Origin of the sequence: Tabrizicola flagellatus, from assembly GCF_008271465.1 — a bacterium.
GTDB lineage: Bacteria > Pseudomonadota > Alphaproteobacteria > Rhodobacterales > Rhodobacteraceae > Tabrizicola > Tabrizicola flagellata.
In genome coordinates this window covers 197,142-218,332 of sequence record NZ_VMDU01000001.1, presented here as the reverse complement: position 1 = coordinate 218,332, position 21,191 = coordinate 197,142, and the positions used below count along the sequence as shown (strand labels likewise).

General features: G+C 68.4%; 19 protein-coding genes. 14 read left to right on the top strand and 5 right to left on the bottom strand.

Translation table 11 applies throughout. The features are described 5' to 3' along the window. Window positions 1-30: 30 nt before the first annotated feature. The 3 genes from FL625_RS01070 to FL625_RS01060 all read right to left on the bottom strand — a co-directional run bounded on the left by FL625_RS01070 (window position 31) and on the right by FL625_RS01060 (window position 3,191). Window positions 31-1,287: a vWA domain-containing protein gene (locus FL625_RS01070; RefSeq protein ID WP_149586782.1), complete on the bottom strand. Its 1,257-nt coding sequence runs from the start codon at window positions 1,285-1,287 to the stop codon at window positions 31-33. A gap of 66 nt (window positions 1,288-1,353) precedes the next feature. After that, window positions 1,354-2,259: an AAA family ATPase gene (locus FL625_RS01065; RefSeq protein WP_235019273.1), complete on the bottom strand. Its 906-nt coding sequence runs from the start codon at window positions 2,257-2,259 to the stop codon at window positions 1,354-1,356. Continuing rightward, window positions 2,256-3,191, bottom strand: a complete 936-nt coding sequence (locus FL625_RS01060) for a LysR substrate-binding domain-containing protein (protein ID WP_354001240.1) — start codon at window positions 3,189-3,191, stop codon at window positions 2,256-2,258. The genes FL625_RS01065 and FL625_RS01060 overlap by 4 nt, the downstream gene beginning before the upstream one ends. A gap of 92 nt (window positions 3,192-3,283) precedes the next feature. Between FL625_RS01060 and FL625_RS01055 the strand changes: the two genes are divergently transcribed. The 6 genes from FL625_RS01055 to FL625_RS01030 all read left to right on the top strand — a co-directional run bounded on the left by FL625_RS01055 (window position 3,284) and on the right by FL625_RS01030 (window position 10,294). Next, window positions 3,284-4,504, top strand: coding sequence for an acyl-CoA dehydrogenase (locus tag FL625_RS01055; RefSeq protein WP_149586779.1), 1,221 nt, complete (start codon window positions 3,284-3,286; stop codon window positions 4,502-4,504). A gap of 96 nt (window positions 4,505-4,600) precedes the next feature. Beyond that, window positions 4,601-5,638 carry a glycosyltransferase family 2 protein gene (locus tag FL625_RS01050; RefSeq protein WP_149586778.1) on the top strand — a complete coding sequence of 346 codons (1,038 nt, stop codon included), beginning with the start codon at window positions 4,601-4,603 and terminating at the stop codon, window positions 5,636-5,638. A gap of 167 nt (window positions 5,639-5,805) precedes the next feature. Next, window positions 5,806-6,699 carry a phosphoadenosine phosphosulfate reductase gene (locus tag FL625_RS01045; protein ID WP_149586777.1) on the top strand — a complete coding sequence of 298 codons (894 nt, stop codon included), beginning with the start codon at window positions 5,806-5,808 and terminating at the stop codon, window positions 6,697-6,699. Between the two features lie 56 nt (window positions 6,700-6,755). Beyond that, window positions 6,756-7,796, top strand: a complete 1,041-nt coding sequence (gene pyrC / locus FL625_RS01040) for a dihydroorotase (RefSeq protein WP_149586776.1) — start codon at window positions 6,756-6,758, stop codon at window positions 7,794-7,796. An 85-nt stretch (window positions 7,797-7,881) separates the two neighbouring features. Then, the gene (locus FL625_RS01035) at window positions 7,882-8,559 is read left to right on the top strand and encodes an orotate phosphoribosyltransferase (RefSeq protein WP_149586775.1); all 678 of its coding nucleotides are present in this window, start codon (window positions 7,882-7,884) and stop codon (window positions 8,557-8,559) included. A 214-nt stretch (window positions 8,560-8,773) separates the two neighbouring features. After that, window positions 8,774-10,294 (top strand): replicative DNA helicase, encoded by a 1,521-nt coding sequence (locus FL625_RS01030; RefSeq protein ID WP_435532687.1) that lies wholly within the window; start codon window positions 8,774-8,776, stop codon window positions 10,292-10,294. A 96-nt stretch (window positions 10,295-10,390) separates the two neighbouring features. Here FL625_RS01030 and FL625_RS01025 read toward each other — a convergent pair whose 3' ends face one another. After that, window positions 10,391-12,286 (bottom strand): heavy metal translocating P-type ATPase, encoded by a 1,896-nt coding sequence (locus tag FL625_RS01025; protein WP_235019272.1) that lies wholly within the window; start codon window positions 12,284-12,286, stop codon window positions 10,391-10,393. Window positions 12,287-12,405: 119 nt separating this feature from the next. On the opposite strand from FL625_RS01025, the gene alr reads away from it, so the two are divergent. The 8 genes from alr to FL625_RS00985 all read left to right on the top strand — a co-directional run bounded on the left by alr (window position 12,406) and on the right by FL625_RS00985 (window position 19,932). Next, the gene (gene alr / locus FL625_RS01020; RefSeq protein WP_149586774.1) at window positions 12,406-13,455 is read left to right on the top strand and encodes an alanine racemase; all 1,050 of its coding nucleotides are present in this window, start codon (window positions 12,406-12,408) and stop codon (window positions 13,453-13,455) included. Further along, window positions 13,452-14,228, top strand: a complete 777-nt coding sequence (locus tag FL625_RS01015) for an MlaE family ABC transporter permease (RefSeq protein ID WP_149586773.1) — start codon at window positions 13,452-13,454, stop codon at window positions 14,226-14,228. The genes alr and FL625_RS01015 overlap by 4 nt, the downstream gene beginning before the upstream one ends. Continuing rightward, complete coding sequence (locus tag FL625_RS01010) at window positions 14,225-14,971, top strand: ABC transporter ATP-binding protein (RefSeq protein ID WP_149586772.1); 747 nt, start codon at window positions 14,225-14,227, stop codon at window positions 14,969-14,971. Before FL625_RS01015 ends, FL625_RS01010 begins: the two co-directional genes overlap by 4 nt. A gap of 105 nt (window positions 14,972-15,076) precedes the next feature. Beyond that, complete coding sequence (locus FL625_RS01005; RefSeq protein ID WP_149586771.1) at window positions 15,077-15,502, top strand: paraquat-inducible protein A; 426 nt, start codon at window positions 15,077-15,079, stop codon at window positions 15,500-15,502. Between the two features lie 123 nt (window positions 15,503-15,625). Beyond that, window positions 15,626-16,981, top strand: a complete 1,356-nt coding sequence (radA, locus tag FL625_RS01000) for a DNA repair protein RadA (RefSeq protein ID WP_149586770.1) — start codon at window positions 15,626-15,628, stop codon at window positions 16,979-16,981. A gap of 36 nt (window positions 16,982-17,017) precedes the next feature. Next, the gene (locus tag FL625_RS00995) at window positions 17,018-17,629 is read left to right on the top strand and encodes a CvpA family protein (protein WP_149586769.1); all 612 of its coding nucleotides are present in this window, start codon (window positions 17,018-17,020) and stop codon (window positions 17,627-17,629) included. A gap of 82 nt (window positions 17,630-17,711) precedes the next feature. Beyond that, window positions 17,712-19,175 carry an amidophosphoribosyltransferase gene (gene purF / locus FL625_RS00990; protein ID WP_149586768.1) on the top strand — a complete coding sequence of 488 codons (1,464 nt, stop codon included), beginning with the start codon at window positions 17,712-17,714 and terminating at the stop codon, window positions 19,173-19,175. Between the two features lie 88 nt (window positions 19,176-19,263). Beyond that, window positions 19,264-19,932 (top strand): SDR family NAD(P)-dependent oxidoreductase, encoded by a 669-nt coding sequence (locus FL625_RS00985; RefSeq protein WP_149586767.1) that lies wholly within the window; start codon window positions 19,264-19,266, stop codon window positions 19,930-19,932. 58 nt (window positions 19,933-19,990) lie between these two features. Here FL625_RS00985 and FL625_RS00980 read toward each other — a convergent pair whose 3' ends face one another. After that, window positions 19,991-21,097, bottom strand: a complete 1,107-nt coding sequence (locus tag FL625_RS00980; protein ID WP_149586766.1) for a cystathionine gamma-lyase — start codon at window positions 21,095-21,097, stop codon at window positions 19,991-19,993. Window positions 21,098-21,191: the final 94 nt, after the last annotated feature.

The window sequence follows — 21,191 nt, the reverse complement described above, 5'->3', positions numbered from 1 at the left end:
TGTTGTGCGATATCCTGCGCGAAGCCCCGCCTATTGCCGGATCAGCGCGAGCAGTCGGTCACGTTCGCCATGGTCCGAGGGTTCCGAGATCGCACGGCCCAAGGCTTCCAGCGAGGCGATGGAATGGCCGGCGCGGAAGCTGTCCACATGGGGCAGGATGGCGCGGATGCCCTGGGCTTTCGGCGCGAACCCGGTCCAGCGGAGAAGCGGGTTCAGCCAGATCAGCCGGCGGCAGGACAGGTGCAGCCGTTCGACCTCTTTCGCGAGCAGGTCAGTATCGTCGCGGTCGAGTCCGTCGGTGATGAGAAGGACCACCGCACCCTGCCCCAGCACGCGGCGCGACCAGTCGCGGTTGAAGGCGTGGAGCGACTGGCCGATGCGTGTGCCGCCCGACCAGTCCTGCGCCTCTGCCCCCGCGGCCTTGAGCGCAGCATCCACGTCGCGGGCTGCGAGGTGGCGGGTGATGTTGGTCAGCCGCGTGCCGAAGGTGAAGGCGTGGACCTTCGCCCAGCCCTGGCCTTTCCGGTTGGCGACGGCATGGACGAAGTGGAGGACCATGCGGGAGTAGTCGGCCATCGAGCCCGAGATGTCGCAGAGGACGACGAGGTTCGGCCAGCGGGTGACCGGGGCCTTGTATTTCAGGCCGGAGATTTCGCCGCCCTGCCGCATCGCCGCCCGCAGGGTGCGGCGGGCATCGATGCGCGCGGCAAGGGTCGAGGCCTGGCTGCGCCGGGTTTTCAGCGGTTGGACGGGGAGCGCCAGCTTGGCCAGCATCCGCCTGGCCTCGGCAATCTCGGCGGCGGACATCTGTTCGAAGTCGAGCGTCTTCAGGCGTTCCTCGGCCGACATGGTGGCGGTGGCGTCGATCTCGATCTGGTCGCCTTCCGGGATATCGGTTTTCGGCGGTGGGGGAAGCTGGCCGTCAAGGAGGGCTTCGGCGGCGCGCTTCTCGGCGGCCTGGGCGGCGCGGTCTTCCTGCACGCCGTGGACCTGGGGCAGGAGGAGCGACATCATGTGGTCGAGGTAGCGCGGGTCGCGCCAGAAGAGGCGGAAGACCTGGGCGAAGAGGCTGCGTTCCTCGGGGCGGGAGACGAAGATGGACTGGAGCGTGAAGTAGAAATCCTCGCGCCGGTCGAAGCCTGCGGCGGTGACGGCGTTCACCGCATCAAGGGTGCGGCCGGGGCCGACGGGAAGGCCCGCCTTGCGCAGCGCACGGGCGAAATGGGCGATGTTGTGGGCGAGCTTGCCGTCTTCGGGGATGTCGAGGGGGGCGTAGGTCGGAGGCATGGCGAACCCCCGGGGGGTTTCACACCCCCCGGACCCCCCGTGGGATATTTGTGGACAGATGAAGGGTCATGCGGGCACGAGGTCGCGCTTCACTTCGTCCAGCAGGCGCCTGGCCTCGGAACCCTGCAGTTTCTGGATGTCGTCCTGGTATTTCAGGATCGCGCCGAGGGTGTCGGAGATGACTTCGGGCGAGAGGGCAATCACGTCGAGGGCGAGGAGGCATTTCGCCCAGTCGATCGTCTCGGCCACGCCGGGGCGCTTGAACAGGTCCTCGCGGCGGAGTTTCTGGACGAAGGCGACGATCTCGCGGGAGAGGGTTTCCTGCGCCTCGGGGGCGCGGGCGTGGAGGATGTCCAGTTCCCGGTCGAAGCTGGGGTAGTCGACCCAGTGGTAGAGGCAGCGGCGTTTCAGCGCGTCGTGCACCTCGCGCGTGCGGTTCGAGGTGAGGATGACGATGGGGGGTTCGGGGGCGCGGATGGTGCCGAGTTCCGGGATGGTGACCTGGAAGTCGGAGAGGGCTTCGAGGAGGAAGGCCTCGAAGGGTTCGTCGGTGCGGTCGATCTCGTCGATGAGGAGGACCGGCGCGCCGCCGGGCTGGGGGCGCATGGCGGCGAGGAGCGGGCGTTCGATCAGGTAGTCTTCGGTGAAAAGCTCGGATTGCAGGTTGTCGCGGTCGGCCGTGGCTTCGGCGGTGCGAATGGCGATCATCTGCGCGGCGAAGTTCCATTCGGCGACGGCGGAGGCGGCGTCGAGGCCTTCGTAGCATTGCAGGCGGATCAGGCGGCGGTTCAGCGCCGTGGCCAGCGTCTTGGCGATCTCGGTCTTGCCGGTGCCGGCCTCGCCTTCGAGGAAGAGCGGGCGGCCGAGTTTGAGGGAGAGGAAGACGACGGTGGCCAGCGCGCGCGAGGCGACGTAGCCCTGGGCGGAGAGGAGCTTCTCGACGGCGTCGATGCTGGTGGGAAGGGCGGTCACGGGGCCTCCGGCTTTGGGGCGAGAGTGGCGGGCGGAGCCACGGGGGTCAAGGCGGGATCGGCGGCCTCGGCCTGCAACCATAGTCGTAGGGACCGCAGCGGCGCGCGTTCGGGAAGGGTGCTGGGCCAGACGAGGTAATAGGAGCCGAGCGCGCGGACGGGCGGGCCGAAGATCGGGACGAGGCGGCCCTCGGCCAGTTCGCGTTCGATCAGGAAGGTGGGGATCAGCGCCGCACCCATCCCGTGGATGGCGCCCTGGGTCAGCGTTGCGAACTGGTCGAAGAGCATGCCGGGCGGGCGCAGGCCCGGGTGGCCGTGATGGGCGAGCCAGCGGCCCCAGTCGCCGCTGCGGCTTTCGAGTTGCAGGAGCGGGTGGTCGAGGATGTCGGCGGCCCTGCCGAGCGCGGGGAAGCCGGGGGCGGCGACGGCGAGGACATCCTCGTCCATGAGTTTCAGGTAATCGACGCCGGGCCAGTCCTGCCTGCCATAATGGATCGCGGCGTCGAAGCTGGAGCCGGCGAAGTCGAAGGGGCGCAGGCGCGTGGAGAGGTTGACGGTGACCTCGGGGTGGGTCTGGGCGAAGCGCGCGAGGCGCGGGGCGAGCCAGTGCATGCCGAAGGCGGGCAGGATGGCGAGGTTCAGGGAGCCTCCGGTCGGGTTGGCGCGCAGCGTGATCGAGGCGGAGGCGAGGAGGTGGAGGGCCTTCCTCACCTCGGCCACATAATCGCGGCCCGCTGGCGTGAGACGCAGGCGCTGGCGTTCGCGGATCAGAAGGGGGACGCCAAGCTGGCTCTCAAGGCTTTGCAGCGCCCGACTGATCGCGCCTTGCGTCAGGCTCAACTCTTTCGCGGCCTCCGAGGCGGTGCCGAGGCGGTCGACGGCCTCGAGCGCCATCAGGGCCGGGATCGGCGGCAGGTAGCGGCGAGGGAGCATTATGAGTTTTCCTCATCAACTCGTGCAGGGCTTTCGATAGCAGGCCCCTGCCCTTTCGTGCAATACTGCACCCAGCGAATGGAGGTCTCACCATGCTGGATGCACCGAAACTGAAAGCCAAGGATGCCCCGGACCTGGGGCGGTTCGATTGGGAGGACCCGTTCCGGCTGAACGATCAGCTGACGGAAGAGGAGCGGATGCTGCGCGACGCGGCCCGCGCCTATGCGCAGGAGAAGCTGCAACCGCGGGTCATCGCGGCCTACCGCGAAGAGAAGACGGACCCCGGCATCTTCCGCGAGATGGGCGAGATGGGGCTTCTGGGCGTGACGATCCCCGAGGAATACGGCGGGCTTGGCGCGTCCTATGTGGCCTATGGCCTGGTCGCGCGCGAGGTGGAGCGGGTCGATTCGGGCTATCGCAGCATGATGTCGGTCCAGTCGTCGCTGGTGATGTATCCGATCTACGCCTACGGGACCGAGGCGCAGCGGCAGAAATACCTGCCGAAGCTGGCCTCTGGCGAATGGATCGGGTGCTTCGGGCTGACGGAACCGGATGCGGGTTCGGACCCGGCGGGGATGAAGACCACGGCGAAGAAGACGGCGAACGGCTATGTGCTGAACGGCGCGAAGATGTGGATTTCCAACGCGCCGATCGCGGATGTCTTCGTGGTCTGGGCCAAGTCCGAGGCGCATGGCGGCAAGATCAAGGGCTTTGTCCTCGAGAAGGGCATGAAGGGCCTGTCGGCGCCGAAGGTGGGGGGCAAGCTGTCGCTTCGGGCCTCCATCACCGGCGAGATCGTGCTGAAGGATGTCGAGGTGGGCGAGGATGGGCTGCTGCCGCATGTCGAGGGGCTGAAAGGGCCGTTCGGCTGCCTGAACCGGGCGCGCTATGGCATCAGCTGGGGCGTGATGGGAGCGGCGGAGTTCTGCCTGCACGCCGCGCGGCAGTATGGGCTTGACCGCAAGCAGTTCGGCAAGCCCATCGCGGGGACGCAGCTTTACCAGCTGAAGCTGGCGAACATGATGACCGAGATTTCGCTGGGGTTGCAGGCGTCCTTGCGCGTCGGGCGACTGATGGACGAGGCCAATGCGGCGCCGGAGATGATCTCGATCGTCAAGCGCAACAACTGCGGCAAGGCGCTGGAGGCCGCCCGCTGGGCGCGTGACATGCACGGTGGCAACGGGATCCAGGAGGATTTCCAGATCATGCGCCACATGGTGAACCTGGAGACGGTCAACACCTACGAGGGCACGCATGACATCCACGCGCTGATCCTCGGGAGGGCGATCACCGGGGTGCAGGCCTTCTTCTGAGGCGCGCCCCGTGCTAGTCCTGCGGGCGCAGCGCGGGGTGGAGAGGGCGGATGCCTCCGGCGGGGATATTTGTGGACAGATGAAAGGGCGGGCGCGGTGAGGATCACGGCAGTCCTTTGCGTGCGGAACGAGGGCGCCTTCCTTCTGGAATGGCTTGCCCATCACCGGGCCTGCGGGATCACGGATGTCCTGGTCCTTTCCAACGATTGCGAGGACGGCACCGATGCGATGCTGGACCGGCTGGAGGCCCTGGGCTGGCTTGTCCACCTCCGCAATCCCGGGCCGCATCCCGAGGGGCCGCAATGGTCGGCACTTAAACAGGCCGACCGGCATCCGCTGGTCAGGGAAGCGGACTGGGTGCTGCCGCTGGACATCGACGAGTTCGTCAATGTGCAGGTCGGGGACCGGACGATCTCCGCCCTGCTGGCGGCCTTGCCGGAGGCGACGGCGATCACGCTGACCTGGCGTCTGTTCGGCAACGCCGGGGTGGTGCGTTACGCCGATGCGCCCGTCACCGAGACCTTCACCCGCGCCGCGCCCGAGGTGCTGCACTGGCCCTGGCGGGCCTATCTGTTCAAGACGCTGGTCAGGAACGACGGTTCCTACCGAAAGCTTGGCGTTCATCGCCCCCGTGCACCCGATGACGACCGGATGGCCGCGCAGCACTGGGTGGACGGCGCGGGGCGCAAGCTTCCTGCGTCATTCCACCGCGGGCGGATCTTTTCCGATGTCGGGCGCAGCCCCTACGGGCTGGTCCAGTTGAACCACTACCCGCTGGGCGCGGTGGAGAGTTTCCTGTTGAAGCGCGACCGCGGGCGCGGAGTCCATGCCGACGGGGGGCTGGACGTGGGCTACTGGGTCGAGCGCAACTTCAGCACCGTCGAGGACCGCTCGATCCTGGCGCTGGACAGCCGGCCGCTGCGGGCAAGCCTGCATGCGGATGCCGTGCTGGGACCGCTGCACCGCGCGGCGGTGGACTGGCGCCACGCGCGGTTCCGGACCCTGATGCAGCAGGACGCGTGGCGCAGTCTTTATGGCCAGCTGCTGATGGCTGGGCCGACGCGCGTGCTTGCAAGGGAAGAGGCCGAGTCGATCTGGAAGCCCCATATCGGCGTGCATCGTGCCGGAGCGTGAGCCCCATGCAAATCTGGCAACTTATGGTTGATGATTGTTTACATCCTTGCAAATAATGGCAACTCGGCCACAGGGAAACAATCCGATAACACCCCAGAGCCTTGTCGAGGCCCGAATCTCTCGCCAAGGTCGAAGGCCGACGCCAACCAGTAACCAAGATTGCCAGTATGTCCGACCCGTCCCCGCCCCCCGAATGGCAGCGCCAGATGCTGGCAATCGCCGAAGGCGACGGCGATTTCCTGCCGCTGGGCGACAGGCACTATGCCTTCTTTGCCGAGGAACGGCCCGAACTTCTGGTCACCTTCGAGGATGCCGCCACCCTGCGCGAGCGGGAGGACAATCTGCCCGAGCACTATGCCCTGGCCAAGTCGCGGGGCTGGTCGCTGCTGACCATCCTCGCCGAGGGCGAGACCTGGTGGCGCGATCCGGCGGTGTTCCGCTATTTCGACCGGCTGGCCGATGACGGGTTCCTCGAGGATTTCGATCGCGTCGTGTTCTACGGTGCCGGGCCGGCAGGCTATGCCGCGGCGGCCTTTTCGATCACCGCGCCCCAGGCGGAACTGGTGCTGATCGCCCCGCGCGCGACGCTGGACCCGAGCCTCGCGGGCTGGGACGAGCGCCACCGCATCGCGCGGCGCATCAACTTCCGCGGCCGCTATGGCTATGCACCCGACATGACCGAAAGCGCCTCGCGGGTCTGGCTGATCCACGATCCATTGCACCAGCCCGACGCGATGCACGCGGCCCTGTTCCAGCGCCCCTGGGTCACGCCGCTCTACGCGCGCTTCACCGCCGAGGGCACCGAGGACACCCTGCGCGAGATGCGCGTGCTGGACCGGATCATCGAGGCGGCGATGGAGGGCAAGATGTCGGCCGACCGCTTCTCCTGGCTCTGGCGCGCGCGGCGGTCGAACGGCAGCTACCTGCGCGCGATCCTCGCGGCGGCGCGGCTGTCGGGGCATCCGAAGCGCGAGATCAAGATCTGCCGGTCGGTCACGTCGCGGCTGAACGCGCCGCGCTTTGCGCGCCGGCTTGCGGAACTGACCGGAGAGCCGGTCTGAGCGCGCCCCGCGATGGCACTGGAAACGGCGGCGGCTTTGCGATAGCTGCCGGGGTCATGCAACGCATCACCCTGCCCCGCCCCGACGACTGGCACCTGCACCTGCGCGACGGCGCCATGCTGAAGGCGGTGCTGCCGGAAACGGCCCGCCATTTCGCCCGCGCGATCATCATGCCGAACCTGGTGCCGCCGGTGGTGACGCTGGACGACGCGCGCGCCTACCGCGACCGCATCCTGGCCGCGCTTCCCGAGGGCGTGGCCTTCGAGCCGTTGATGACGCTCTACCTGACCGAGGGCACGGACCCGGCCGACGTGGAACGCGCCGCCGCCTCGGGGCTGGTGAAGGCGGTGAAGCTTTACCCGGCGGGGGCCACGACCAATTCGCACTCCGGCGTGCGCGACCTGGAAAAGGTCATGCCGGTCCTCGAAACCATGGCGCGGATCGGCCTGCCGCTTTGCACCCATGGCGAGGTCACGACGCCGGAGGTGGACATCTTCGACCGCGAGGCGGTGTTCATCGAAACGGTCCTCGATCCCCTGCGCCGCCGGTTGCCGGAGCTGCGCATCGTGATGGAGCACATCACCACCGAGGAAGGCGTGGCCTATGCGGCCGAGGGCGGCGACAGCCTGGGCGCGACGATCACCACGCATCACCTGATCATCAACCGCAACCACATCCTCGCGGGGGGGATCCGGCCGCACTACTACTGCCTGCCGGTCGCCAAGCGCGAGAAGCACCGGCTGGCGCTGCGCAAGGCGGCGACCTCTGGCTCGCCCCGCTATTTCCTCGGTACCGACTCGGCCCCGCACATCGACGCGCTGAAGGAACACGCCTGCGGCTGTGCGGGCTGCTTCACTGCGACGAACACGCTCAGCCTCCTCGCCCATGTCTTCGAGGAAGAGGGCGCGCTGGACCGGCTGGAGGGCTTCGTATCGCGCCACGGGCCGGCCTTCTACGGCCTGCCGGTGAACGCCGGGACGATCACGCTGGAAAAGCGCGCCGAGCTCTGCACCTGGCCCGAGAAGATCGTCTCGGAGGCCGGCCCCGTCACCGTCTTCAACCCCGGTCACCCCGTGCACTGGCACGTCGTGACCTGACCGCTCCTCGTCGACTTCGTCGCTCGTCGCGAGCCTGCGAGGAGAAGCCGAAGGCGCACGACGAGCCCGCCCGAAAGGACCCCGCATGATCCCCTCGACCTTCCCGCCCAAGGACGAAATCGCCCGCCTGACCGCCCGCGCGCTCCTGGAGATCAAGGCGGTCCACTTCAATGCCGAGACGCCCTTCACGCTGGCCTCGGGTCTGCCCTCGCCCACCTACATCGACTGCCGAAAGCTGATTTCCTACCCGCGCATCCGGTCCACCCTGATGGACTTCCTCGCCGTCACCGTCATGCGCGAGGCCGGGATGGAGGCCTTCGACAACATCGCGGGTGGCGAGACGGCCGGCATCCCCTTCGCGGCGCTGGTCGCCGAACGTCTGGCCTTGCCGATGACCTATGTCCGCAAGAAGCCCAAGGGCTATGGCCGCAACGCCCGCATCGAAGGCGCGATGACCGAGGGCCAGCGGGTGCTTCTGGTCGAGGACCTGACCACCGACGGCGGCTCGAAGCTCAGCTTCGTCGACGCGATCCGCGAGACCGGCGCCAGCTGCGGCCATACGGCGGTGATCTTCTACTACGGCATCTTCGCCGGCACCGAGGACCGGCTTGCCGCGCATGGGGTCCGCCTGCATCACCTCTGCACCTGGTGGGACGTGCTGGCCGAGGCGCGGGCGCAAGGCGCCTTCGACGCGGCGACGCTGGCCGAGGTGGAAGCCTTCCTGAACGACCCCCGCGCCTGGCAGGACGCGCGGAAGGGCTGATTCCCGACTTCCGGCATCGCGCTCGACGGAATGTCGCGCACTAAGGCCTGCCCCGCCTCCAAGGGCTAGCTTGGCGCTTCATCCCGACCGCAAGCCGTGGTAGGCTCATTTCTGTGGATAAGCGGCTTATGCACAGCTTTCCCCCAACCCATTCCACCGCCGGGCATGCTAGGCGATGGGCACCAAAAAGCAGGCAAGACGGCAGGGGGCATGAATGACCGAGATTACCGCACTGCGACCCGTCGGGTCGGGGCCGATGGTTCCGTCCGCACCCGCGGGCGCGTCCGAAGAGACGCTGCCGCACAACATCGAGGCCGAGCAGCAGCTCCTGGGCGCGATCCTCACCAACAACGACATCTTCGACCGGATCTCCAGCCTGGTGAAGGCGGAGCATTTCTTCGACCCCGTCCACCAGCGGATCTTCGAGATCGCCGCCGCGCGGATCCAGAAGAACGCGCTCGCCTCGCCGGTGACGCTCAAGGCCTTCCTCGAGGACGACGCGGGCCTGAAGGAGCTGGGCGGGCCGGCCTATCTGGTGCGCCTGGCGGGGGCGGCGATCTCCGCCTATGCCGCGAAGGATTACGCCCAGATGGTCTACGACCTCGCGGTGCGGCGGGAACTGATCCAGCTTGGCCGCGACATCGCGGCGCAGGCGGCGAAGGTCGAGGTAGCAAGCGAACCCAAGGACCAGATCATCGAAGCCGAACAGCGGCTTTACAAGCTGGGCGAACAGGGCGTCGCCGAGCGCGGATTTCAAAGCTTTCTCAAGGCGGTGACTGATGCCGTGAATGTGGCCAACGCCGCCTATCAGCGCGATGGCGGCCTTGCGGGCATCTCCACCGGCCTGATCGACCTGGACAAGAAGCTGGGGGGCCTTCACCCCTCGGATCTCCTGATCCTCGCCGGGCGGCCGTCCATGGGCAAGACCTCGCTGGCCACCAACATCGCCTTCAACATCGCCAAGGCGCACCGGCGCGGCCGTCTGCCGGACGGGACCGAAGGCTCGGTCGAAGGTGGTGTCGTGGGCTTCTTCAGCCTCGAGATGTCGGCCGAACAGCTGGCGGCGCGCATCCTGTCCGAGGCCGCCGAGGTGCCCTCGGAACAGATCCGCCGCGGCGACATGACCGAGGCCGAGTTCCGCCGCTTCGTCGAGGCGGCGAAGGCGCTGGAGGCCTGCCCGCTCTACATCGACGACACGCCAGCCCTGCCGATCAGCCAGGTGGCGGCGCGGGCACGGCGGCTCAAGCGGACGCATGGGCTGGATGTGCTGTTCATCGACTACCTGCAACTGCTGAAAGGGTCGTCGAAGGACAACCGGGTGCAGGAAGTCAGCGAGATCACGCAAGGCCTGAAGGCAATCGCCAAGGAACTGAACATCCCCGTCGTCGCGCTGTCGCAGCTGTCGCGCCAGGTCGAGGCGCGCGACGACAAGCGCCCGCAGCTTTCCGACCTGCGCGAATCCGGCTCGATCGAGCAGGACGCCGATGTGGTCATGTTCGTCTTCCGCGAGGAATACTACCGCGAACGGGAAAAGCCGGGCGATCACGAGCTGGAGAAGATGGCGCAATGGCAGGCGCTGATGGAATCGGTCCACGGCAAGGCCGAGGTCATCATCGGCAAGCAGCGCCATGGGCCCATCGGCACGGTTGAGCTTTCCTTCGAGGGCCGCTTCACCCGCTTCGGCAACCTCGCGCGGCCCTGGCAGGGCTCGGGCGGCCCGGACGTGGGCTTCTGAGCCAACCCCGCCCCCGATCTTGCCCCTTTCCCAAATACTCCCGCCGGAGGCGCGCCGGCCGAGGGGCTCGATGCCCCGAGGCCGGCCCCTCCGCCCTCATCCCCGCGCGCGGATCGGGTCTGCCAGCAGCCGCAGCCCGTTCAGCACCACCAGAAGCGTGCCACCCTCGTGCCCGAGCACGGCCAGCGGCAGCGGCAGTTCGAAGAAGAGGCTGCCCGTCACCAGCACGGCCATGGCCCCGAGTGCCAGCGTCAGGTTCTGCCGGATCACCCGCGCGGTGCGCCGCGACAGGCGCCGGGCGGCGGCCAGCTTGCGCAGATCCTCGGCCATCAGCGCCACATCGGCGGCCTGAAGCGCAACCTCGCTGCCCGCGACCCCCATCGCCACCCCGACATCGGCCCGCGCCAGCGCCGCGGCATCGTTCACTCCGTCCCCGATGAAGGCCACCTTGCCGCGTTTCGCGGCGGTATCGACCAGCCGCACCTTGTCGCCCGGCAGAAGGCCCGCATGGATCTCGTCCGCGGCCAGACCGAGATGCGACCCGATCCGCGCCGCGACCGGTGCCCGGTCGCCGGTCATCATCAGGATCGCGGTCCCGCCCCCGGCCTTGAGCGCCGCCAGGGCCTCGCCAGAGGTCGCGCGCGGCTCGTCCGCCACGGTGAGCGCGCCGAGGATCCGCGTGCCGCGCCCGAGGATGACCAGGGTCTCGGCCCCGTCGGCCAGCGCCGCGATCCCGGGCGGCAGCTCTGCCCCCATCTGCGCCAGCATCCGCGCATTGCCGGCCCAGAGCGGCCCCGAATCGTCCGTGCCCGTGATCCCCTCGCTGGGCAGCGAGCGCACATCGCGCACCGACTTCGGCACCAGGCCGCGCTCGCTCGCCGCGTGCCGGATCGCCCCTGCGATCGGGTGTTCGGACTGCGCCTCCAACCCTGCCGCCAGGGCCAGGAAGGTATCCTCGTCCCCCTCGAGCGCCACGATCTGCGTCACCGCCGCCTGCCCGGTGGTCAGCGTCCCGGTCTTGTCGAAGGCGAATGTGCGCACCTCGGCCAGCCCCTCCAGCGCCGCGCCGCCCTTGAACAGCACCCCACCCCGCGCCGCGGCCGACAAGGCCGACAGGATCGCCGCGGGCACCGAGATTACAACCGCGCAGGGGCTGGCCGCGACCAGAAGCGTCGCCGCACGATACAGCGCCTCGCCGGGATCATGGCCAACCGCCCGGAAGCCGAACCAGGACAGCACCGAACCAGCCAGCACCGCGATCGTGTAGCGCTGGCCGAACCAGTCCGAGAACCGCTCGGACGGCGACTTCATCGCCTGCGCCTCGGTCACCATGCGGATCATCTGGGCAACCGTGCTTTCCTCCAGCCCGCGCGTCACCTCGGCGGTCAGGATGCCGTCCAGGTTCACCGTCGCCTCGTGCACCGGATCGCCAAGCCCCTTGCGCACCGGCTCTGCCTCGCCCGTCACCGTGCTTTCGTCGAGATGACCCGAGCCCGCCACGATCCGACCGTCCACCGGAACCCGCGCGCCGGGCCGCAGGATCACCCGGTCGCCGGGCACCAGATCGGCCACCGCGACCTCGACCACGCCCTCCGGCCCCTCGCGCAGTGCGGTTTCCGGGCGCAGCCGCATCAGCGCCTCGACCGCGCGCCGCGCCTTGCCCATCGCCCGATGTTCCAGCGTCTCGGACAGGGAAAAGAGCGCAAGCAGCACCGCCCCCTCCAGCGCCGCCCCGACCGCGGCCGCGGCCAGCGCGGCCACCACCATCAGAAGGTCGATGTCCAGCCGCCGCTCGTGCCACAGCTCGGACACCGCGCTGCGCAGGGGCGGCAGGCCGCCGGTCAGATAGGCCAGCCCCAGGGCCGCCCAGACCAGCCCGGCGGGCAAGGGTTGCACAAAGGCGTCCAGCGTCCCGAGAGCCAGGCCGATCCAGCACAGGATCGTCAGATACAGGCCCGAATCCTCGTCGGTGTCATGGATCTGCTCGGGCACGGGCGGCGCTCCCTCTCCTGGCTCGCGCGCAAGGTCGCCCAGCGGCGGGGAAAGGGCAAGGTCCACCCCTTTGCCCGCTTTCCCCTTGACCCCGGCTCCGCCCCGGTCGAAACAGCCGCATGGCGAGCGGAACCCTGACGATTGACCTCGATGCGATAGCCGCGAACTGGCGCGCGCTGGACCGGATGTCCGGCCCGGGCGTGCAGACGGCGGCGGTGGTGAAGGCCGATGCCTATGGCCTGGGCGTGACGCGGGTCGCGCGCGCGCTGGCCAGGGCCGGGGCGCGTCGGTTCTTCGTCGCGCTCGCCGAGGAAGGCGCGGCGGTGCGCCAGGCGCTGGGGCCGGGGCCGCAGATCGCGGTCCTCTCGGGCCACATGGCGGGCGACACCGAGATGATCCAGGATCTCGACCTGACGCCGATGCTGAACAGCCTCGAACAGATCACCCGCCACCTCGAATCGCTGCCGGGTCATCCGTTCGGCGTCCAGCTGGATACCGGCATGAATCGGCTGGGCGTCGAGCCCCTGGAATGGCAGGCTGTGGCCCCGATCCTGGTCGATGCGGGACCGGAGCTTTTGATGAGCCACCTTGCCTGCGCCGACGAGCCCGACCATCCGCTGAACGAGGCGCAGCTGCGCACCTTCCACGAGATGACCGACGGCACCGGGCTGCCGCGCAGCCTGGCCGCGACCGGGGGCATCCTTCTCGGTCCGCGCTATCATTTCGACCTGACGCGGCCCGGCATCGGCCTTTATGGCGCTCTGCCCCACGCGGCGGCCATTCCCGTCGTCACCCTGTCCCTGCCGGTGATCCAGACACGCGAGGTCGCGCCCGGCGAGGCGGTGGGCTATGGCTGCACCTGGGTGGCCGAGCGGCCCTCGGTCATCGCCACGGTGTCGGGCGGCTATGCCGACGGGCTGCACCGCGCCCTGTCCGGCAAGGCGCAGCTCTGGGATGGCGACACGCCCTGCCCGCTGGTCGGTCGGGTCTCGATGGACCTGATCACGGTGGACATCACCGATCTGCCGGAAGTGCCGAAGAGCCTCGACATCCTTGGCCCGAACCAGGGCGTGGATGCCTTGGCCGAGGTTGCAGGTACCATCGGCTACGAACTGCTGACCGCACTTGGCGCGCGCTACAGCCGCCGCTATCAGGAACGCCCGGCATGACGGGGATCCTCGGCGCGTTCGGCCGCCCGGTCCTGCAGGCGCTCGTTGCACTGGGCCGCGTGGTGCTGTTTGCCGGCGCGATCCTCGGGCACATCCTGCGCCCGCCCTTCTACTTTCGCGAACTCGGCCATTCGATCCTGCAGATCGGCTGGTATTCCCTGCCTGTCGTCGGCCTGACTGCCATCTTCACCGGAGGCGCGCTGGCCCTGCAGATCTATGCCGGCGGCGCCCGCTTCAACGCGGAATCGGTGGTGCCGTCCATCGTCGCGATCGGCATGACGCGGGAACTCGGCCCGGTGCTGGGAGGGTTGATGGTGGCGGCGCGTGTGGCCTCCTCGATCGCGGCCGAAATCGGCACGATGAAGGTCACCGAACAGATCGACGCGCTGGTGACGCTTTCCACCAACCCGCTGAAATATCTGGCGGTGCCGCGCGTGGTGGCCGCGACACTGTCGATGCCGGTCCTGGTCGCGGTGGGCGATGCCATCGGCATCATGGGTGGCTGGCTGGTGGGAACCACGCGGCTCGACTTCAACTCGGCCACCTATCTGAAGAACACCGCCGATTTCCTCGAGGCCTGGGATGTGGGTTCCGGCCTCGTCAAGGGCGCGGTCTTCGGCTTCATCGTGGCGCTGATGGGCTGCTATCACGGGATGCAATCGGCCCGCGGCGCGCAGGGCGTGGGCGCGGCGACCAAGGCAGCGGTGGTCTCGGCCTCGGTCCTGATCCTTGCGGCCAACTACGTCCTGACCGAGGTCTTCTTCAGCACATGATCGAGCTTCGGGACGTCCACAAGCGCTTTGGCGAGAACCGCGTCCTGCAGGGCGTGAACCTGAGCGTCGCCTCGGGAACCTCCATGGTCATCATCGGCGGGTCGGGCACGGGCAAGTCGGTGCTGTTGAAATGCATCCTCGGGCTGGTGCACCCCGACAGCGGCACGATCACCCTGGACGGCCAGGACGTGACCAAGGCCGACCGCGACGCCTTCCTCGCCCGGTTCGGGATGCTGTTCCAGGGCGGCGCGCTCTTCGATTCGCTCCGCGTCTGGGAGAATGTCGCCTTCCGTCTGGTCCGTGGCCCGAAGGCCCTGCCCAAGGCGCAGGCGCGCGACGTGGCCATCGAGAAACTGCGCCGCGTCGGCCTGAAACCCGCGGTCGCCGACCTCTACCCGGCCGAACTGTCGGGCGGCATGCAGAAGCGCGTGGGGCTGGCCCGCGCCATCGCCGCCGAGCCCGAGATCATCTTCTTCGACGAACCCACCACCGGCCTCGACCCGATCATGGCGGGCGTCATCAACGACCTGATCCGCGAGATCGTGGTCGAGATGGGCGCGACCGCGATGACCATCACGCATGACATGACCTCGGTCCGCGCCATTGCCGACCACGTCGCCATGCTGCACGGGGGCGTGATCCGCTGGACCGGCCCGGTCGCGGAAATGGACGCCACGCCAGACCCTTACGTCCAGCAATTCATCCACGGACGCGCCGATGGCCCGATCGAATCCGTCCGCTGAACCCTCCGCTCGCGGCACCCGCCCCTTGCCCTTTGCGCAAATACTCCACGGGAGGTCTGGAGGGTGTGAAACCCTCCAGTCCGCCGCCAGTCCGATGGGCCGCCGATGAAGTATCTAAACCTCGCCCTGCTGGTCCTCTTCCCCGTCGCCTGGTTCGCGCCCCTGATGCGTGCCGCGATCCTGCCGGTCTTCGGCATGGACGAGATCAGCGTCGTGACCGGTCTGCAATCCCTGTGGGAAAGCGACGCTGCGCTGGCGCTTCTCGTTACCTTCCTTGCCGTCTTTGCGCCCTATGCCAAGACCATCGGCCTGGCGCTGCTGCACTTCGGCCTGCTCAGCCCGCGTGCCCTGCCCGCGCTGGAGGTCCTGGGGAAACTCGCCATGGCCGACGTGTTCCTGATCGCGCTCTACATCGTGATCGTGAAGGGCGCGGGGATGGTCACCGTGGAAACGGCCTGGGGGCTCTATCTCTTCACCGGCTGCATCCTGACCTCGATCCTGATCTCGTGGCGTTCAAGGCCAGATCCCTGACGGACCATCATTTTCTTGCGGAAAACGTCGCGGGTGCGAAGGGGTTCCGGTCCGGGAGTCGCAGGAAATACTGTCGCACGCGCGCCTTGATGCTGCCCCAAACACCCGTCACTGTCCCGTCTCATGAAACAGACCACGTCCTACACCTGCACTGTCTGCGGCGCCGCCTATCGCAAATGGGCTGGCAAATGCGACGCTTGCGGCGGGTGGAACACGATCGTGGAAGAGGCGCCGCTGTCCACCGGGCCGAAGTCTCTGGGCGCCAAGGGCCGGCCGATCCCCCTCTCCGACCTCGCGACCGAGGAAGCCCCACCGCCCCGCGCCTCCTCCGGGATCGCGGAACTCGACCGCGTCCTCGGCGGCGGCCTCGTGCCCGCATCGGCGATCCTCGTCGGCGGGGATCCGGGGATAGGCAAGTCCACGCTCCTTCTGCAAGCCGCCGCGAGTTTCGCCCGCAAGGGGCTGAAATGCCTCTACATCTCGGGCGAGGAAGCCAGCGCGCAGGTCCGCATGCGCGCACAGCGCCTGGGCCTGACCGACGCCCCGGTCGGCCTTGGCGCCGAGACCAATCTGCGCGACATCCTGACCACGCTCGACGCCGAACGCCCCGCGCTGGCCATCATCGACTCGATCCAGACCATGTGGCTGGACAGCGTCGAGGCCGCGCCCGGCTCGGTCTCCCAGGTGCGCGCGGCCGCGCATGAGCTGGTCAGCTTCGCCAAACGGCGCGGCGTCGCGGTGATTCTCGTGGGCCATGTCACCAAGGAGGGCCAGATCGCCGGCCCCCGCGTGGTCGAGCACATGGTCGATACGGTCCTCTATTTCGAGGGCGAGCGCGGCCACCAGTTCCGCATCCTGCGCGCGGTGAAGAACCGCTTCGGCCCGGCCGACGAGATCGGCGTCTTCGAGATGACCGGCGGGGGGCTCGCCGAGGTGCCGAACCCCTCGGCCCTGTTCCTCGCGAACCGCGACCAGCCCGCCCCCGGCTCGGCGGTCTTTTCCGGCATCGAGGGCACGCGACCGGTCCTGACCGAGATCCAGGCGCTCGTCGCCCCCTCGACCCTCGCCAGCCCCCGCCGGACGGTCGTCGGCCTCGACAGCGGACGGGTGTCCACGATCCTTGCCGTTCTGGAGGCCCGCTGCGGCATCCCCTTCGCAGGGCTCGACGTGTTCCTGAACGTCGCGGGCGGCCTGCGGGTCAACGAGCCTGCCGCCGACCTCGCCGTGGCCGGCGCGCTCCTGTCGGCGCGCGAGGATGTGGCAATGCCGCCTGACATGGTGCTTTTCGGCGAGATCAGTCTGTCGGGGGCCTTGCGCCCGGTCGGGCAAACCGAAAACAGGTTGAAAGAGGCCTCGAAACTTGGTTTCTCACAGGCGACCGTGCCGTCCCAGTCGAAGATCGAGGGGGCGTCGGGGCTGACGGTGCGGCAGATGCCGGACCTGACGGCGTTCGTGGGCGAGATGTTCGGGGCGGGATAAGCCCTTGGTGAAAGAACGGGATTGGGGACGTAAACGATGGAAAACCTGACCGCAGTCGATGGTGGTGCGGCACTCATCATCATCATTTCGGCCATCCTCGCCTTCTCGCGCGGTCTGGTCCGGGAATTGATGGCGATCCTCGGCTGGATCGGCGCCGCCATCGCCGCCTACTACTTCGCCCCCGGTGTGCAGCCCCTGGTCAAGGAACTGCCCGTGGTGGGCGAGTTCCTCGCCGACAGTTGCGAACTGTCGGTCGTCGCGGCCTTTGCCGGCGTCTTCGTGATCGGCCTGATCGTGGCCGCCCTCTTCACGCCGCTCTTCTCGGGCGCGGTGCAGCGCTCGGCCCTCGGTGGGATCGACCAGGCGCTGGGGTTCCTCTTCGGCGCGGCGCGCGGCATCCTGCTGATCGCCATCGCCTTCATCGTCTATGACCGCGTCCTGTCGGACCAGAAGATCGAGATGATCGACAATTCCCGCACGGCCCTCGTCTTCGCCAATTTCCAGAAGCAGATCGACGAGAACATCCCCTCGGACGCGCCGGGCTGGATCGTCGACCGCTACAACGACCTGACCAATGTCTGCGCCCCGGGCTCGGCACCCACGATCCAGCCGGCCCCGGCCCCGGCGGCTCCTGCCACCAATCCGTGACCTGTGACGGGCGTTTCGGGGCGTGACAGCCCCGGACGCCTGTCTTACATAGCGGGCCAGGCTCAGGACAGGATTCGGACGCATGGCCCCCTTCCGCTCGCACCCCTTCGATGACGACAAGCTGAAGGAGGAGTGCGGCATTTTCGGCGTGATCGGCGTGGCGGATGCGTCGAACTTCGTGGCCCTCGGCCTGCACGCGCTGCAGCACCGCGGGCAAGAGGCGGGCGGGATCGTCAGCTATCACCCCGACCACGGCTTCAACTCGGCCCGCCGCTTCGGCTATGTCCGCGACAACTTCACCAAGGCCGAGGTGATGGACACCCTGCCCGGGTCGCTGTCCATCGGCCATGTCCGCTATTCCACCGCCGGCTCGAAAGGCGCGACCGCGATCCGCGACGTGCAGCCCTTCTTCGGCGAATTCTCGATGGGCGGCTGCGCCATCGCCCACAACGGCAACCTGACCAATGCAGCGGCACTCCGCCGCGAGCTGATCGAGCGCGGGTCGATCTTCCAGTCGTCGTCCGACAGCGAATGCATCATTCACCTGATGGCGCGGTCGATCCAGAAGAACCTCTCCGAACGCATCAAGGACGCACTGCGCCGGGTGGAAGGCGCCTTCAGCGTCGTCGCCATGACCCGCACCAAGCTGATCGGGGTGCGCGACCCCCTGGGCGTGCGCCCGCTGGTGCTGGGCCGGCTGGGCGATTCCGGCTGGGCGCTGTCGTCCGAGACCTGCGGCCTCGACATCATCGGCGCCGAGTTCGTGCGCGAGATCGAGCCGGGCGAAATGGTGGTTATCGAGGGCAACAAGGTGGACTCGACCCGCCCCTTCGCGCCTGCGAAGTCGCGTTTCTGCATCTTCGAGAACGTCTATTTCAGCCGCCCCGACAGCATCATCGGCGGCCGCTCGGTCTATGAAACCCGCCGCCAGATCGGGGTGGAGCTGGCGCGCGAGGCGCCGGTCGATGCCGACCTCGTCTGCCCGGTGCCCGACAGCGGCACCCCTGCGGCGATCGGCTACAGCCAGGAATCCGGCATCCCCTACGCCATGGGGATCATCCGCAACCAGTACATGGGCCGCACCTTCATCGAGCCGACCGACCACATCCGCAACATGGGCGTGCGGCTGAAGCTGAACGTCAACCGCGCGCTGATCAAGGGCAAGCGGGTGATCCTGGTCGATGACAGCGTCGTGCGCGGCACCACCAGCCGCAAGATCAAGGACATGATCCTCGAGGCCGGTGCGGCCGAGGTCCATTTCCGCATCGCCTCGCCGCCTACCGCCTGGCCCTGTTTCTACGGGGTGGACACGCCGGAACGGTCCAAACTCCTCGCCGCGACGATGTCCGAGGACGAGATGCGCGACTGGATCGGGGTGGACAGCCTGAAGTTCATCTCGCTCGACGGCCTCTACCGCGCCGCCGGCGAAGCCGCGGGCCGCGACGCCGCCAACCCCAAGTTCTGCGACGCCTGCTTCTCGGGCGACTACCCGGTCGCGCCCTCGGACAAGATCGAGGAAGGCTTCCAGATGAAGGCGGCAGAGTAGGCGCGACCCCGCGTCGCTCCCGCTTGCCATTTGCCCTTTTCGAAAATACTCCCGCCGGAGGCTCCGACGCCTCCAGGAAGGACCGCCCATGACCTCGAAGATAGCCCCCAAGGTCGCCCTCGTCACCGGCGCCTCGCGTGGCCTCGGCTCTGCCTTGGCCGAGCAGCTGGCGCTGCGCGGCTGGCATGTGGTGGCCGTCGCCCGCACCGTGGGCGGGCTGGAAGACCTGGACGACCGGGTCAGACGGGCCGGACTGCCGGGTGCAGGCGCGCTGACGCTGGCCCCGATGGATGTCACCAACGACGACGCGATGCGCCACCTCTGCCGGTCCATCCACGACCGCTGGGGCGGGCTGAGCCTCTGGGTCCATGCGGCCATCCATGCCGCCCCCCTGGCCCCGGCCGGGCATATCGACCAGAAGGACTGGGAAAAGTCGCTGGCGACCAACGCGCGGGCCACCGGCATGCTGATCCCGATGGTCGAGCCTCTCCTGCGCGCCCAGGACGGCACCGCGCTCTTCCTCGACGATCCCCGCGCCGGACAGCCGTTCTTCGGCGCCTACGGCGCCACGAAGGCCGCCCAGATGGCGCTGGCGCGCAGCTGGCAGGCCGAAAACGCGAAACACGGGCCCCGCGTCGTCATCGCCGAACCGGCCCCCCTGCCGACCGCCACCCGCGCCCGCTTCTTCCCGGGCGAGGACAGGACGAAGCTTGCCGATGTGCAGGCCGAGGCGGCGCGGATTCTCGACACGCTCTGACGCAGGGTGCCAAATTCCTTCGAGGGAATTTGCAAGACTTTTCGAAAAGTCTTGGCCCCTACCCCGCCAGCGCGCCCTCGATGGCGGCCCAGAGCACCTCGACCGGCTCCACCCCCACCGAGAGCCGGATGAACCCGTCGGCCACCGCATCGCCCCAACGCGCCCGCCGCTCGGCTGCGGTATGGACTCCGCCGAAGCTCGTCGCCTGCTCGATCAGCGGACAGCGGGCGAGAAAGGCCTCGGCCTCCGCCTCTCCCGCAAGTTCGAAGCCGATCAGGAAGCCGCCGTTCGCCATCTGGCCCCCGACCGCCCAATGGGATGCATCCCCGCCGAGCCCCGGATAGCGCAGACCGCGCACCCCGGGATGCGCCCGCAACCGCTCGGCAATCACCGCCGCCGAGGCGCACATCCGCGACAGCCGCACTTCCAGCGTCTCCAGCCCCCGGTGCACCAGGTAGGCCTCGAACGGCCCCGGCACCGAGCCCGACTGCCGCCGCCATTCCCGGACCCGCGCGATCAGGTTCGCATCCCGCCCCGCAACATGGCCGAACAGCGCATCCGAATGTCCTGCCGGGGCCTTGGTGTCGGCGGCCACCACCAGGTCCGCCCCCAGGTCGAGGGGGCGTTGCAGCAGCGGCGTCATCGTCGTGTTGTCGGTAATCACCAGCGCCCCCGCCGCATGGGCCTTGCGCGCCAGCGCAGCGATGTCGACCACGTCGAGGCCCGGGTTCGAGGGCGTCTCGATGTAGATGACGTCGAACCCCGCGAAATCGCGGTCCGCCATCTCCAGCGTCGGGACCTGCTCCACCTCGGCCCCATAGACCTGCAACAGGTCGCGCCCCAGAAGCCGGGTCACATAATAGCCGTCCGAGGGGATCATCACCCTGGCCCCCGCCTTCAGGCAGCACACCAGCGCCGCCGTTATCGCGGCCATGCCGGAGGGGAACGAGACCACCTCCGCCGCCTCCAGGATCGACAGCTGCGCCTCGACCGCGTCCCAGGTCGGCTGGCCCGAGCGGCCGTAGTAATGCGCCGCCCCCTGCGCCTGCGGCAGGTGGAAGGTGGTGGCGACCGAGATCGGCGGCACCACCGGCTCGCCCAGGGCGAGACCCGCCTTCCGGTGGTGCAGCAGGCGGGCGATGCGGGTGTCGGTCTCGGCGGTCATGGATGCTCCTTCGCTGTCCACAGTGGACAAACGCGGCATCCTTCGTGTTTTCAAGGGCTTGGCCGCGGACGTTTACCGAACCTTAACCCGCGCC